Origin of the sequence: Acidovorax sp. A79 (assembly GCF_041154505.1) — a bacterium.
Taxonomy (GTDB): domain Bacteria; phylum Pseudomonadota; class Gammaproteobacteria; order Burkholderiales; family Burkholderiaceae_C; genus Acidovorax.
Window position 1 is genome coordinate 3,051,190 of the sequence record NZ_AP028672.1, and the last position, 13,842, is coordinate 3,065,031.

The 13,842-nt window shown below is 70.6% G+C and carries 12 protein-coding genes; 4 read left to right on the top strand and 8 right to left on the bottom strand.

Going from position 1 to position 13,842, the window contains the following annotated elements; translation table 11 throughout:
• Positions 1 to 10: 10 nt before the first annotated feature.
• The 3 genes from cueR to ACAM51_RS13970 all read right to left on the bottom strand — a co-directional run bounded on the left by cueR (position 11) and on the right by ACAM51_RS13970 (position 2,031).
• The gene (cueR, locus tag ACAM51_RS13960; protein WP_369640959.1) at positions 11 to 502 is read right to left on the bottom strand and encodes a Cu(I)-responsive transcriptional regulator; all 492 of its coding nucleotides are present in this window, start codon (positions 500 to 502) and stop codon (positions 11 to 13) included.
• Positions 499 to 672, bottom strand: a complete 174-nt coding sequence (locus ACAM51_RS13965; protein ID WP_369643821.1) for a heavy-metal-associated domain-containing protein — start codon at positions 670 to 672, stop codon at positions 499 to 501. Before ACAM51_RS13965 ends, cueR begins: the two co-directional genes overlap by 4 nt.
• Before the next feature lie 237 nt (positions 673 to 909).
• Entirely contained in the window at positions 910 to 2,031 is a 1,122-nt protein-coding gene (locus tag ACAM51_RS13970) for a flavodoxin family protein (protein ID WP_369640960.1), read from the bottom strand.
• Between the two features lie 194 nt (positions 2,032 to 2,225).
• Between ACAM51_RS13970 and ACAM51_RS13975 the strand changes: the two genes are divergently transcribed.
• The 3 genes from ACAM51_RS13975 (at position 2,226) to ACAM51_RS13985 (ending at position 7,067) form a co-directional block, all read left to right on the top strand.
• Positions 2,226 to 4,502 carry a heavy metal translocating P-type ATPase gene (locus ACAM51_RS13975; RefSeq protein ID WP_369640961.1) on the top strand — a complete coding sequence of 759 codons (2,277 nt, stop codon included), beginning with the start codon at positions 2,226 to 2,228 and terminating at the stop codon, positions 4,500 to 4,502.
• Between the two features lie 112 nt (positions 4,503 to 4,614).
• Positions 4,615 to 6,270 carry a methyl-accepting chemotaxis protein gene (locus tag ACAM51_RS13980; RefSeq protein WP_218296405.1) on the top strand — a complete coding sequence of 552 codons (1,656 nt, stop codon included), beginning with the start codon at positions 4,615 to 4,617 and terminating at the stop codon, positions 6,268 to 6,270.
• Between the two features lie 218 nt (positions 6,271 to 6,488).
• Entirely contained in the window at positions 6,489 to 7,067 is a 579-nt protein-coding gene (locus ACAM51_RS13985) for a hemerythrin domain-containing protein (protein ID WP_218296406.1), read from the top strand.
• A 13-nt stretch (positions 7,068 to 7,080) separates the two neighbouring features.
• On the opposite strand, the gene ACAM51_RS13990 is transcribed toward ACAM51_RS13985, so the two are convergent.
• Positions 7,081 to 8,184 carry an alkene reductase gene (locus tag ACAM51_RS13990; protein ID WP_218296407.1) on the bottom strand — a complete coding sequence of 368 codons (1,104 nt, stop codon included), beginning with the start codon at positions 8,182 to 8,184 and terminating at the stop codon, positions 7,081 to 7,083.
• Between the two features lie 178 nt (positions 8,185 to 8,362).
• Here ACAM51_RS13990 and ACAM51_RS13995 point away from each other — a divergent pair, with 178 nt between their 5' ends.
• Positions 8,363 to 9,574 carry a YbfB/YjiJ family MFS transporter gene (locus ACAM51_RS13995; protein WP_369640962.1) on the top strand — a complete coding sequence of 404 codons (1,212 nt, stop codon included), beginning with the start codon at positions 8,363 to 8,365 and terminating at the stop codon, positions 9,572 to 9,574.
• A 165-nt stretch (positions 9,575 to 9,739) separates the two neighbouring features.
• Here ACAM51_RS13995 and gstA read toward each other — a convergent pair whose 3' ends face one another.
• The 4 genes from gstA to ACAM51_RS14015 all read right to left on the bottom strand — a co-directional run bounded on the left by gstA (position 9,740) and on the right by ACAM51_RS14015 (position 13,833).
• Entirely contained in the window at positions 9,740 to 10,348 is a 609-nt protein-coding gene (gstA, locus tag ACAM51_RS14000; protein ID WP_369640963.1) for a glutathione transferase GstA, read from the bottom strand.
• A gap of 103 nt (positions 10,349 to 10,451) precedes the next feature.
• Entirely contained in the window at positions 10,452 to 11,222 is a 771-nt protein-coding gene (locus ACAM51_RS14005; RefSeq protein ID WP_218296410.1) for a class II aldolase/adducin family protein, read from the bottom strand.
• Positions 11,223 to 11,389: 167 nt separating this feature from the next.
• Complete coding sequence (locus ACAM51_RS14010) at positions 11,390 to 12,109, bottom strand: Ig domain-containing protein (protein WP_369640964.1); 720 nt, start codon at positions 12,107 to 12,109, stop codon at positions 11,390 to 11,392.
• A complete protein-coding gene (locus tag ACAM51_RS14015; RefSeq protein ID WP_369640965.1) occupies positions 12,106 to 13,833 on the bottom strand; it encodes a tail fiber domain-containing protein in 1,728 nt (575 codons plus the stop codon). The genes ACAM51_RS14010 and ACAM51_RS14015 overlap by 4 nt, the downstream gene beginning before the upstream one ends.
• Between the last annotated feature and the right edge of the window lie 9 nt (positions 13,834 to 13,842).

Here is a 13,842-nt window from a genome sequence, read left to right on the forward strand (position 1 = left end):
GGGCTGTGCCTCAATCCGGGCGCGCGGGCCTGGGGGCGGGCGGTGTGCCGGGCGCTGCCGCCAGGTCGTCGAGGATCGGGCAGTCCGGCCGGTCATTGCCCTGGCAGCACGACACCAGCGTTTTCAGCGTGCGCTGCATGGCCTGCATGGCGGCAATGCGCTCGCTCAGGTCGTCGATGTGCGCCTGGGCGATGCGCTTGACCTGGCTGCTGGCGCGGCTGCGGTCGTGCCACAGGGCGAGCAGCTCGGCGATCTCCTCCATCGAGAAGCCCAGGTCGCGGCTGCGGCGGATGAAGTGCAGCGTGTGCACGTCCGCCTCGGTGTACTGGCGGTAGCCGCTGTCGGTGCGGGCCACGGCGGACAGCAGGCCCAGCGACTCGTAGTGGCGCACCATGCGGGCGGAGATGCCCGCGCTGCGCGCCGCTTCTCCGATGGACAGCGGCCGGCTCGGCAGCGCGGGCTCTGCGCGGTGGCGGGCCGGTGCGCCGGGGGTGGCCGTCATGGCGCGACCGCGTAGCCTTCTTCGGCGATGGCGCTGGTCAGGGCCGCGCGGTCCGCGTCGGTGTTGCCCACTTCCACGCGCCCCGTGCCGCGGTCGATGCGCACGGTGGCATCCGGGTCCACCCCTTGCACGGCCTGCGTGACGGCACGCTCGCAGTGGCCGCAGGTCATGCCCTGCACGGTGAAGAGCTGCGTGGAAGAAGAAGAAGGAGAAGGCGACGGGGAAGAGATCGGGGAAGTGGATGTCATGGCGGGCTCCTGTGCCGATAAAGTGCTTGAACACCTGCAGCGTAAACCTTCACATCATGGCAAGGTCAAGCCCCCCGGGGAATTCCCCTCTGTTTGCTATTGAAAATATAGCTGCTTGCGCAATATGGACAAGCGCCACGGCGGAATTTTGACCGAATCCTATTTGGGCCGTGGCCTGCGCACGCCTGCGTCGGGCTGCACCAGGCGGCCGGCGCGCAGCGCGGTGATGGCCACGGCCAGCGCCTGGGCGGCGCCGCGCACCTCGTCCTGCACGGCGGTGTCCCGGTCCAGCGCGGCATGGCTGTCGGCGTAGCTTTCGTAGTAGCCGATGTAGCGGTCCAGCCGCGCGGCGGGGCCGGCGTCGATGAAGCCCATCCAGTCCAGCCAGTCCGACAGGCCCCGGCGCGTGGACTCGATGCCCGCCACGTCGCCATGCACCGCCAGCGCATAGGCGCGCCCGGCCAGGTGCTTGGGGTAGTCCCAGCCCGCCAGTTCCAGCGCCTTGGCTTCGGCGGCCTTCTTGCCGTGGGTGCTGGTGGGGTCGGGGTTGCCGCCGTCGGCGCACACCAGGCGGTCGATCATGAGCTTGAGGGGGCTCGGTGCCTGGTACCAGTACACGGGGGTGAGGATCATCACGCCGTGCGCGGCGGTCCAGCGCTCGTAGATCTCGTTCATCCAGTCGCCGGTCTGGCGCATGGCGTGGTTGGGGTAGCAGCTGCACGGAAAGTGGCACAGCGGCATGGCGGTGGAGACACAGCCCTTGCAGGGGTGGATGTGGCGCCCGTAGTCCGAGGTGACGCGGCTCAGGTCCAGCGTGTCCACCTCGACCCCGGCGTCCGCCAGGGCCTCGCGCGCCGTGTGCAGCAGGCGCCAGCTCTTGGAGATTTCGCCGGGGCAGGTGCCGTCGTTGCGGGCCGATCCGCACACCAGCAGCGCACGGGGCGGCGATGCCTTGTCGGCCCAGCGGGTGCGTGCGGCGTCGATGCGCTCCTTGGCCTCGATCCAGTCCACCGACAGGTCGTAGTCCGGGTCGGCATGGCCCGGGCCGGCCTTGCGGGTGCGCGGCGCCTTGCGGCCCTCGTCGTAGTTGCGCCAGGCGATGGCCTCGATGCGGTCGATGGCGTCGGCCGCCTCGCTGGCGAAGCGCGGGTCCTGGAAGTCCTGCAGGAACCGCTCGCGGAAGGCCGCGCGGTTCAGGGGCGCGGGGGCCTGGCCAGTGCGCGGCTGCGGCGCCGCAGCCGCGGCGGGGGGAGGAGCGTGGGGCGTGGGGCGTGTCGTCATGCGGCCATTCGATCACCAGCCCGTGGGGCTGCGTATCGGACAAGGCGCCGTGTGGGCTGTCGGCGGCGGGTGATCGGCAGTGTGCCGGGCCGGGGCCTGCCGAGGTGCTTGACCTTGCCATCATGTCAAGGTGTACCGTGCTCCCCATGGCCATACAACACCTTCCCTCTCCCGCCGGTCCTTCCGCCACGCCCATGGCTTTCCCGCCCCTGGATCTGGGCATCGGCGGCATGACCTGTGCCAGCTGCGTGGCGCGCGTGGAGCGGGCGCTGCGCAAGGTGCCCGGCGTGCAGGATGCCACCGTGAACCTCGCCACCGAGTCGGCCCGCGTGGCCTGGGCACCGGGCGCGGCCACCGCAGACGCTGCGGCCATGGAGGCGCTGCTGCGCCGCGCCGTGCGCAATGCGGGCTATGAGCCGCGCGCCGCGGGGCCGGCCGAGGCGCCCGAGGATCTGTCGCCCTGGGCGGGCTTTCTGCCGGTGGGCATCGGCCTGCTGCTGTCGGCCCCGCTGGTGCTGCCCATGCTGGGGGAGCTGTTCGGCCTGCACTGGATGCTCCCGGCCTGGGTGCAGTTCGCGCTGGCCACGCCGGTGCAGTTCGTCCTGGGCGCGCGCTTCTACAAGGCGGGCTGGCATGCGGTGAAGGCCCTGGCGGGCAACATGGACCTGCTGGTGGCCCTGGGCACCAGCGCGGGCTGGGGCCTGTCGGTGTGGCTGTGGCTCACGGCCCATGAAGGCCATGCGCCGCACCTGTACTTCGAAGCCTCTGCCGTGGTGGTCACGCTGGTGCTGCTGGGCAAGTGGCTGGAGGCGCGCGCCAAGCGCCAGACCACGGCGGCCATCCGCGCGCTGCATGCCCTGCGGCCGGACCTGGTGCACCTCCTGGGCAGGGAGGGCGAGGTGGACGTTCCCGTGGCCGAGGTGCTGGTGGGCGACCAGCTGGTGGTGCGGCCGGGCGAGCGCATCCCGGTGGACGGCACGGTGCACGAGGGCCACACGCAGGTGGACGAATCCATGCTGACCGGCGAGCCCCTGCCGGTGGCCCGCGATGTGGGCGCGGCGCTGACGGGGGGATCGATCAACGGCGACGGCCGCATCGTGATGGCCGTGACCGCGGTGGGGGCCGAGACGGTGCTGTCCCAGATCATCCGGCTGGTGGAAGACGCCCAGGCGGCCAAGGCGCCCATCCAGCGGCTGGTGGACCAGGTGTCGGCCGTGTTCGTGCCCGTGGTGCTGGTGGTGGCGCTGGCCACGCTGCTGGGCTGGGTGTGGATGGGCGTGGGCATCGAGGCCGCGCTGATCCACGCCGTGGCCGTGATGGTGATCGCCTGCCCCTGTGCGCTGGGCCTGGCCACGCCGGCGGCCATCATGGCGGGCACGGGGGTGGCGGCCAGGAACGGCATTTTGATCAAGGACGCGCAGGCGCTGGAGCTGGCCCACAAGGTGGACACGGTGGCCTTCGACAAGACGGGCACGCTGACCGTGGGCCAGCCCCGGCTGACGGCGTTCGAGGTGGTGCCCGGCCTGGACGACGCGGCCGTGATGGCCGCGGTGGTGGCGGTGCAAAGCGGCAGCGAACACCCGCTTGCACGCGCCGTGGTGGCGGCCGCGGGCGAGCGGCAGGTCCGCGTGGCGGCGGTGCAGGATGTGCGCGCCGTGCCCGGTCGCGGCACCGAGGGCGATGTGGCCGGGCAGCGCTACCTGGTGGGCAGCCTGCGCTGGATGCAGGAGCTGGGCGTGGAGATGGGCCCCCTGGCGGCGCGCGCCCGGGCGCTGCAGGACGAGGGCGCCACCGTGTCGGCCGTGGCCCAGCGTGGGACCGAAGGGGCGAGCGGCGCACGCTATGTCTTGCGTGCCTTGATGGCCTTTGGCGACGAGCCCAAGCCCGGCGCGCGCGCGGCGCTGGCGGCGCTGAAGGCGCGTGGCATCCGCACCGTGATGATCTCGGGCGACAACCGGGGAGCGGCCGAGGCCATGGCCCGGCGCCTGGGGCTGGACCCCGACGCGGGTGAGGTGATGGCCGAGGTATTGCCGGGTGACAAGGCCGCCAGGGTGGCTGCGTTGCAACGGGGTAGCGAAGAAGTCCCTCCCGGAGGGCAGCGACCCGGCGCAGCGGCGCGGCGCGGGGGCCGTATTGTCGCGATGGTGGGCGACGGCGTGAACGACGCCCCGGCGCTGGCGGCGGCCGATGTGGGCATGGCCATGGGCAACGGCACGGACGTGGCCATGCATGCGGCGGGCATCACGCTGATGCGGGGCGACCCGATGCTGGTGGCCGCGGCGCTCGACATCTCCCACCGCACGGTGATGAAGATCCGCCAGAACCTGTTCTGGGCGTTCGCGTACAACGTGGCCGGGATTCCTCTGGCGGCGATGGGCTACCTGAGCCCCGTGGTGGCAGGGGCGGCCATGGCCTTGAGCTCGGTCAGCGTGATGGCGAATGCCCTCTTACTGAAGCGCTGGCGCATGTGATAAATACGTACAGTGCGGTCATCGATGTCTGGCAAACTGCAACGCTTTGTTGCAGGCCGGCGGCTTCGAATGCAGGCGCGGCCCCTCCATACCCATAAAAGGACGACACATCATGAATCTCTTCTCGTTCATGCGGCAGTTCACCATCCGAATGCGCATGCTGGGGGCCATCGCGGTGGTGCTGGGCCTGCTGGGCCTGCTGGGCGGCGCGGGCATGCTGGGCATGTTCCGCATCCATGACATGAGCCAGAACTTCATGGACAACTCCTTCGCCAAGGTGGGCTACATGGCGGAGCTGCGCGGCGAGATGGGCTCCGTCCGCCAGTACGAGAAGGACATGATCATTGGCTACGAGAAGCCGGAAGCCGTGAAGGCCGCGCACGACAAGTGGCTGGCCAGCCAGGACAAGGCCAAGAAGATCGCCGCGAAGTTCCTGGAGGGCGAGGACGACGCGGACAACGTGGTGGTGCGCAACATCATCGCCAGGCTGGACAGCTACCGCGAGCTGTTTGCCCATGTGGCCCGGCAGCTGGAAGCCAGCGGCTACGACACCGCCACGATTGCCAACCGCATGAGCGGCAAGGCCGTGGCCGAGTTCGACCAGGCCGACAAGCTGGTGGGAGAGCTCGATACCGTGCTGCGGGCCGAAGTGGCCCAGTCGGTCGAACAGCAGGGCCGGGTGTCCAGCGAGACCAAGTGGCTCTTCGTCCTGGCCGTGGTGATCACCGTGGTGGTGGTGGTGCCCACCACGCTGATGAACATGAACTCGATCTGCCACCCGCTTGAAGAGGCGCGCCGCATGGCGCAGGCCATTGCCGGGGGGGACCTGTCCCAGAACATTGCCGCCGAAGGCAAGGACGAAGTGGCCGACCTGCAGCGCGCGCTGCGCGACATGCAGCAGGGCCTGGGCGCGCTCGTGGCGCAGGTGCGGGACGCCAGCGGCAACATCGCCACGGCCAGCCAGGAGATCGCCATGGGCAACCAGGACCTCTCGCAACGCACCGAGCAGACGGCGAGCAATGCCCAGGAAGCGGTGGCTTCGCTCTCGCAGCTCACCTCGACGGTGCAGCAGACCGCGTCGTCGTCGCAGATGGCCAACCAGCTGGCGGCATCGGCCTCCAGCACCGCGACGCGCGGCGGCTCGGTGGTGCAGCAGGCCGTCTCCAGCATGCAGGAGATTTCGGCCTCCAGCCGCAAGATCGGCGACATCATCGGCCTGATCGATTCCATCGCCTTCCAGACCAACATCCTCGCGCTGAACGCCGCCGTGGAAGCCGCGCGTGCCGGTGAGCAGGGGCGGGGCTTTGCCGTGGTGGCCAGCGAGGTGCGCAGCCTGGCCCAGCGCTCGGCGGCGGCGGCCAGCGACATCAAGGGCCTGATCCACAGCAGCGTGACGGCCGTGGACGGGGGCGTGCGCCACGTGGAGGATGCGGGCACGGCCATGAAGGAAATCGTGGCCAGCGTGCAGCGCGTGGGCGACATCATCGGCGAGATCACGGCGGCGGCGTCGGAGCAGTCGGCCGGCATCGGCCAGGTGAACCAGTCGGTGGGTGAGATCGACCGCATGACGCAGCAGAACGCGGCGCTGGTGGAGGAATCCGCGGCGGCGGCCGAGTCCATGCGCGAACAGGCCGCGCGCCTGTCGCAGGTGGTGCAGCAGTTCCGCCTGGCCGACGCCATGCTCCACGCCGCCCACCACGCACCCGTGGAGGCGCCGCAGCACCAGGCGCTTGCCGGGGAGCCTTCCAGGGCACTGCTCGCGCGCTGATGATGGATTGAACCGGTGGCGCCCGCGCGCCATCACACCCGGAATGGGCCCTGCGGGCGGATGCGCATGCAGGGCTTTTTCATGCCCGGCGTGCGGCGGCCGCAGGCGCACCGGCCGCGCGATGCGCACCCGGTCCCCGACGGTTTGTTGACCTGCGTCATGCGCGGGCGGGCGCCTGCATGGCAATCTGGAGGCCTTGTGACCTGGGGAGCACTGCCATGCCGTCGATCAGCCTGCGGACCATCCACGAAGAGCATGCGTCGCTTGCGGCCGTGCTGCATTCCTTGCGCCTGATGCTGGACCAGGGGCCGGGCGACGAGCCCGCCGCGTTCTTCGACGTGATGCGGGCCATGCTGTTCTACATCGACGAATTCCCCGAACGCCAGCACCACCCGAAGGAATCGCAATGGCTGTTCCCGAAGGTGGCCGAGCGTTCGCCGGAGGCGGCCGGCGCCATCGCGCAACTGGAGCGCGAACACGCGGGCGGCGAGGCCGCCGTGCGCGAGCTGCAGCATCTGCTGCTGGGCTGGGAGCTGATGGGCGAGGCGCGCCGCGACACCTTTTCCGAGGCCCTGCGGCGCTATGTCGCTTTCTACCTGGAGCACATGCGCCTGGAGGAAACCGTGGTCTTGCCAGCGGCCCAGGCATGCCTGCAGCCTGGCGACTGGGCCGCGATCGATGCGGCGTTTGCCGGCAATACCAACCCGCTGGCGCCCGGCCAGGCGCGGGACCCCGCCTACGATCGCCTGTTCACGCGCATCGTGATGCGGGCGCCCAGCCCGATCGGGTTGGGCTGACGTCGCGCCCGCCTCAGGCCGACAGGGCGGGGTAGTCGGTGTAGCCCTCCGCGCCGCCGCCGTACAGCGTGGCGCGGTTGACCTCGTTCAGGGGCGCGCCGCGCTCCAGGCGCTGCACGAGGTCGGGGTTGGCGATGAACGGCCGGCCAAAGGCCACGATGTCCGCGCCGTTCGCGAGCGCGGTTTCCGCCAGCGCCTTGTCGTAGGCGTTGTTCACCATCCACGCGCCCTGGCCGCCGGCCGCGCGGTAGGCCGCCTTCAGGGCCGCGTAGTCGAAGGGGCGGTCGGGCAGTTCGCGCGGGCCGCCGGTCGCACCCTCGATCACGTGGATGTAGGAAAGGCCCAGCGGGCCGAGCTGGCGCACCACGTAGTCAAACAGGGGCTGCGGGTCCGCGTCCACCACGTCGTTGGCGGGCGTCACGGGCGACAGGCGGATGCCCGTGCGGCCGGCACCGATTTCCTGCGTGATGGCGGTGACCACTTCGACCAGCAGCCGGGCGCGGTTCTCGATGCTGCCGCCATAGGCGTCGGTGCGGTGGTTGGCGCTGGTCTTGAGGAACTGATCGATCAGGTAGCCGTTGGCGGCGTGCACCTCGACGCCGTCGAAGCCGGCTTCGATGGCAGCGCGGGCGGCACGGCGGTAGTCGGCCACGATGCCGGGGATCTCGGCGATCTCGAGCGCGCGGGGCTCCGAGGTCTGGGTGAACGTGGGCACGCCGTCCTTGATGAGCACGGTCTTGGTCTTGGCCTGGATCGCCGACGGGGCCACGGGCGCGGCATGGCCCGGCTGCAGGTCGGTGTGCGAGACACGGCCCACATGCCACAGCTGCACCACGATCTTGCCGCCCGCCGCGTGCACGGACGAAGTGACCTTCTTCCAGCCGGCGATCTGCTCGGGCGCATACAGGCCGGGCACGTCGGCGTAGCCCTGTCCCTGGTGGCTGATGGCGGTGGCCTCGGAAATCAGCAGGCCGGCGCTGGCGCGCTGCGTGTAGTAGGTGGCCACGAGGTCGGTGGGCACGGCGTTGGGCGAGCGGTTGCGCGTGAGCGGTGCCATGGCGATGCGGTTGGCCAGCTGCAGGTCACCGGCTTGGACGGGGTCGGACAGAAAAGGCATGCGGGGCTTTCAAAAACGGGTTGCACACAATCGATCAACCCCGGAAGGTTAATGCTGCAGCGCAAAACGTGCAGCGCACATGCGTCAACAAGGGCTCTGGTTTTGTGCTATCCGGGGCTGGCCGGCGGTGTGCGGGGCGCGCGGCGCGCTGGCGCGGCCTGGGGCAGAATCAAACGCCATGCCGCCCCGCCATCCTTCCCCCCGCCCCGTGCCCGCGCTGTGGCTGGCCGTGGCGCTGTCGATGGGGGCGGCGGTGTCGCTCGGCATCACGCGCTTTGCGTACGCGCTGCTGCTGCCGCCCATGCGGGAGGACCTGGGCTGGTCCTACACCCTCGCGGGCGCGATGAACACCGTGAATGCGCTGGGCTACCTGGTCGGCGCGCTGGCCACGCCCTGGCTGCTGCGGCGTGCCGCACCGGGGGCCGTGCTGCTGGCCGGCGCGGTGCTGGCCACCGTGTTCATGGGGCTCAGCGGTTTTTTCACCGAGGCGGTGCCGCTCCTGCTGCAGCGCCTGCTGGCCGGCGGGGCGAGCGCGCTCGTGTTCATTGCCGGCGGCCTGCTCGCCGCGCGCCTGGGGGCGCAGGAGCCGGGGCGCAGCGGCCTGCTGCTGGGGCTGTACTACGGGGGCACGGGCTGGGGCATCAGCCTGTCGGCCGTGCTCGTGCCCGCCGTGCTGGCGGCGGCGCCGTCCCCGCATGCCTGGACGTGGGCCTGGTGGGCGCTGGCGCTGGCCTGCATGGCCGCGACGGCGGCCCTGTGGTGGCCCGCGCGTGTGCTGCGCGGGCTGGCGGTGCCCGCGGATGCCCCCCGGGCCTTCAATGTGGTGCCGCCGCCCGCCCGGGTGCGCTGGCGTGCGCTGGCGCCCGCGCTGCTGGGCTACGGCCTGTTCGGCGTGGGCTACATCGGCTACATGACCTTCGTCGTGGCGCTGCTGCGCGAGCAAGGCGCCAGCGGCACGGCGGTGACCTGGTTCTATGCGCTGCTGGGGCTGGCGGTGGTGCTGTCGTCGCGCATCTGGGCGGGGCTGCTGGACCGCAGCCGTGGCGGCCAGGCGCTGGGCCTGCTCAACGGGTTGCTGGGCGTGGCCACCGTGCTGCCCGCGCTGACGTCGGCCTGGCCGGTGGTGCTGGCCTCGGGCCTGCTGTTTGGCGGCGTGTTCCTGTCGGTGGTGGCATCGACCACCGCCCTGGTGCGGCACAACCTGCCACAGGTGCTGTGGGCCAGCGGCATCAGCGCCTTCACCATTGTGTTCGCCGCCGGGCAGATCGTGGGGCCCACGGTGGTGGGCTGGATCGCCGATGGCCCGGGAGGCCTCGCGCGCGGGCTGGTGTTCTCGGCCTGCGCGCTGTGGTTGGGGGCGCTGGTGGCGTGGCGGCAGAAGCCGCTCTAGCGCATCTGGAGTTTTGGCCGTGCGCCGCGCTAGGCGCTCCCAATCGATACTGGCGCGGCCTAGGCCAGGAACGCCGAGCAAGGGCCGCCCCGCAGCGAGGGCGTTGTCCCCCTGCCCGCGTAGCGAGAGCGGGGGGAAGGCGCGCAGCGCCTCAGGGGGGTGTCCCTATTTCAGCAGGCCTTCCACCTTCATGGCGGCCTGCACGGCGGGGCGGGCCGCCACGCGGGCGGCGTAGGCCTGCAGGTTGGCCAGGCTGGAGATATCGATGCCGGTGGGCTTGTGCCAGCCTTGCACGGTGAACAGGTAGCCGTCGGCCACGGTGAAGTGGTCGCCCATGACGTACTGCTTGCCGGCGAGCTGGCCGTCCACCCACTGCAGACGCTGCAGCAGCCTGTCGCGCGCCATCACCTTGTATTCCTCGGGCGTGGCGGGATTGAAGAGCGGGGTGAAGCCGCGGTGCAGTTCCATGCCGATGAAGGTGAGCCATTCCTGCAGGCGGTAGCGCTGCAGCGTGCCATTCTGGGGGGCCAGCATCTTGAGGGGCACCTGGTCGGCGATGTATTGCACGATGGCGGGGCCTTCGCGCAGCCGCGTGCCGTCGTCCAGTTCCAGCATCGGCACATAGCCCAGCGGGTTGATGCCGTAGTAGTCGGAGCCGTCCTGCAGCTTGTGCGTCTTGGTGCTGGCCAGCACGGGCGTGTAGGCCAGGCCGGCCTCGTGCAGTGCGATGTGCGGGGAGAGCGAGCAGGCGCCGGGGGAGTAGTAGAGCTTCATGGACGGATCCTCGTGAAAAGTGGGAACCCTCCGATGCTATGCGCTGCACCGTCTTTCTGCTGGCACGGGGGCACGGCCCCGCGCCCCCTCGCGCCACGGCGCCTCAGACGTCGTGGCCGGGCATGTCGCGCTGCACCTTGCGCAGCAGCGCGGGCCATGCAAACGCACCGCCCAGCCCGCCTGTCTGCACCCGCATGGCCTGGGCCACGCCGCTCACGATCTGCGGGTTCACCGAGGTCAGCGCGCCGCCGGCCTGCGCGTCGATCTGGATGCGGCAGGTGTTCTCGAAGGTGTACATCGACAGGAAGGCATCGGCGATCGTCCTGCCCACGGTGAGCAGGCCGTGGTTGCGCAGCATGAGGAAGTTGGCCTCGCCCAGGTCGGCCTGCAGGCGCGGCTTTTCCTCGTCGCGAAAGGCCACGCCCTCGTACTCGTGGTACGCCAGCGAGCCCAGCACGAAGGTGCTCTGCTGGCTGATGGGCAGCACGCCGCCCTGTTGCGCGCTCACGGCCACGCCGGCGCGTGTGTGGGTGTGCAGCACGCACCCCGCCTCGGGCCGGGCCTCGTGCACGGCGCTGTGGATCACGAAGCCCGCCGGGTTCACGGGAAAGGGCGAGTCGTGCAGCTTGTTGCACTGCATGTCCACCTTGATGAGGCTCGACGCGGTGATCTCGTCGAACATGAGGCCGTAGGGGTTGATGAGGAAGTGGTGCTCCGGACCGGACACCGACTCGGGCAGCTTGGCGCTGATGTGCGTGAAGACCAGGTCGCTCCAGCCGTACAGCGCCACGAGCCGGTAGCAGGCCGCCAGGTCGCAGCGCAGCTGCCATTCTTCGGGGCTGACGCTGTCTTGCAGGGAAGGGATGTTGAGCATGGGCTTGTCTCCGCGTTGGGGATGGTGGGAGACCCCAATGTAGAACGATGCGGGGCGCGGGACTGTCAGGCAGGCTACACACGGCCCCCATGGATCGCTTTGCGTGCGCGTTTTCCCTTCAGGAAGGCAAAGGCCCCGCATGCGGGGCCTTTTTCCGTGCAGCATCGTCAGCGCAGGTGTTGCTGCCGCCGGATCTGGCGCCGCCCCAGCCAACCGAGTCCCAGCGCCGCGATGGCCAGCGCCCAGGGGGCATCCACGGGAATCTGGGCCGCTCCGGCCACGGTGATGTTCAACGTGAGCGTCGACGACAGGCCGTTGGAATCCGTGACCACGACCACCAGCGAATAGCTGCCGGGGGTGGTGGGGGTTCCGCTCAGCACGCCGCTGGCGCTCAGGGACATGCCGGGCGGCAGGCTGCCGGAACTCACCGCGAAGGTGTAGGGGCCGGTTCCACCCGCCACCGTGATCTGCCCGCTGTACGGCGTGCCAGGCACCAGCATGGGTGGCGGGGTGATGACCAGCGCACTGGCCACGGCGCCCGTGCCTGTCAGGTCCAGCTCGCGCCCCAGGGCGTCGGACACCGTGATGGTGAAGCTGTACGCCGCTGCGGTGGTGGGGGTGCCCGTGAGGGCGCCCCCGGCCGACAGGCTCAGGCCGGCGGGCAGCATGCCGGTGCTGACCAGGAACTGGTACGGCGCCACGCCATCGCTGCCCACGAAGGTCACGCTGTAGGGCACGCCCTGCACCGGCACGGGAATGGTGGAAGGTGTCACGTTGATGCTCTGGGCGCCTGCTGCTGCACCCCACAGCAGCAGGCCGGCGGCGCCCGCTCCCGCGAGGAGGTGCCGGCACCAGGTGGCTGCAGCCCGCGCTGCGCGGGCCATCATCGCGCGCCTCCGCGCTTGCGTGCAAGCTGCTGCTCCAGGGCCGAAAGGCGTTCCGCCAGGCCCATGAGTTCCTCATCCTTGGCGGCCAGCTTCTGGTGCAGGGCCTGGACCGTGGCGGCCGCGAGGCCGGCGACATCGCTGGGCGCGAGCGCACGGGGGCTTTCGCCCACCTTGAAGCGGTGGTGCACGTCTTCGGCCATGGGGCCCAGGTGCAGGCTGGCGTTGAGGTCGCTCAGGTAGCGCCACGCATACAGCGGCAGTTGCGCCACCTCGCCCAGGATCGCGTGGACCGGTGCAGCGGTGATGTCGTGCTTGAGCGTGCGGCTGGAGCCCTGGCTGAGCGTGCCGGCCACCATCAGGCCGCCATTCGACTGCACCGACAGCGCGTTGCTGCCGCTGCCACTGGGGGCCAGGCCCACGGCGGTGGCGGTAGCATGCTGGGTCCAGTACGCCGTGCCGGTGCCGTGCGCAAGGCGCGCGGCGATGGCGCCGTTGTTCTGCAGTTCCATCTGCACGCGCGGGGCCAGGGCAGCGCCCGCCGTGTTGTCGACCAGCAGGCTGCCGGAGCCGTCGGCGCGCCGCAGGGTCAGGGATGCCATGGGACGCGGAGTCCCCATGCCGACGTTGCCATTGCCGGCGATGTCGAGGCTGGAGTGTGGAGCCCCGGGGCGGATGCGCAGGGGCAGGCGCGAGCCGCCCGTGACGTCGCGCACGAAGAAATTGGCCTCGTTGCCGGCAATGTCCCAGGTCTGGGCCGTGAAGCCGCTGACGTTGCTCTGCTCCTGCCGCAACCCCGGCGTGTCGGTGGACACCACATGCAGGTCCAGCACGGGCACGGCCGTGCGTATCCCCACGCGACCCTGCGGGCTCACGTACAGGCTGCTGGCCGGCGCTCCGGCCAGCCAGCGCGCGGGGAACTTGGCACCCGTGACATCCTCGATGCCCATGAAGCTGGCCCCACCGCTGGCACTGTCATTGGCGACCAGCGTCCAGTCATTGCTGGGAAACGGTGCAACGCGGGTGTCCTGAAACCCGATGCGCAGGTTGTTTTCCTTCAGCCGCAGGGTGTCGTCGCCAAAGCCCTCGTTGATGGCGCAGTCAAATCCCGCGCAGACGCTGCCCTGGATGATGTGGTCGTCGCTGACCAGCTGGTCCTTGGCCACCATGCGCGTGCTTGCGCTGGCCAGGGTGGAGCGGGTGGAGGGCGTAGTGGCGCTGTCGCTGCCGCTGTCTGCCGCGCCGACCTCGCCCCGGGGCGGCACCTGCGGTGGCAGCACGAAAGCGCCGCCCGCCACGGACACGCTGCCGCTGAGCATGGCGCCGCCGACGCCCGAGGGTGCGGACGGGACCAGGGCCGCCGTGGCGTCGTCGTGCCGCACGGCGCTGGTGGTGGGGGCGAGCGTCAGCTCGTAGGTGTAGTGCCCGTCGGGCAGGGGGGTGTCCTGCAGCGAGAACACCAGCGGGCTGCGCAGCACGAAGTCCTGGGGCATGCCGCCGTCGCGCGCGATGCGCAGCACGGCGCGGCCATGGGGCGCGGCGGGGGTCCATTCCAGCCGCTGGGCCTGCAGGCGGGACGTGATCGCGGCGGCACCGGCGGCGTCGCCTGGTTGTTGTGCCTGCACGCTCTGGCACAGCAGCAACGCTGCGAGCGCGGTGGCCATCATCAGCAAGGCCGTGGCGCGCGGCTGCGGCCTGTCCAGGAAGGCGTTGGGGTGGTGTGGCATGGCTGGCAC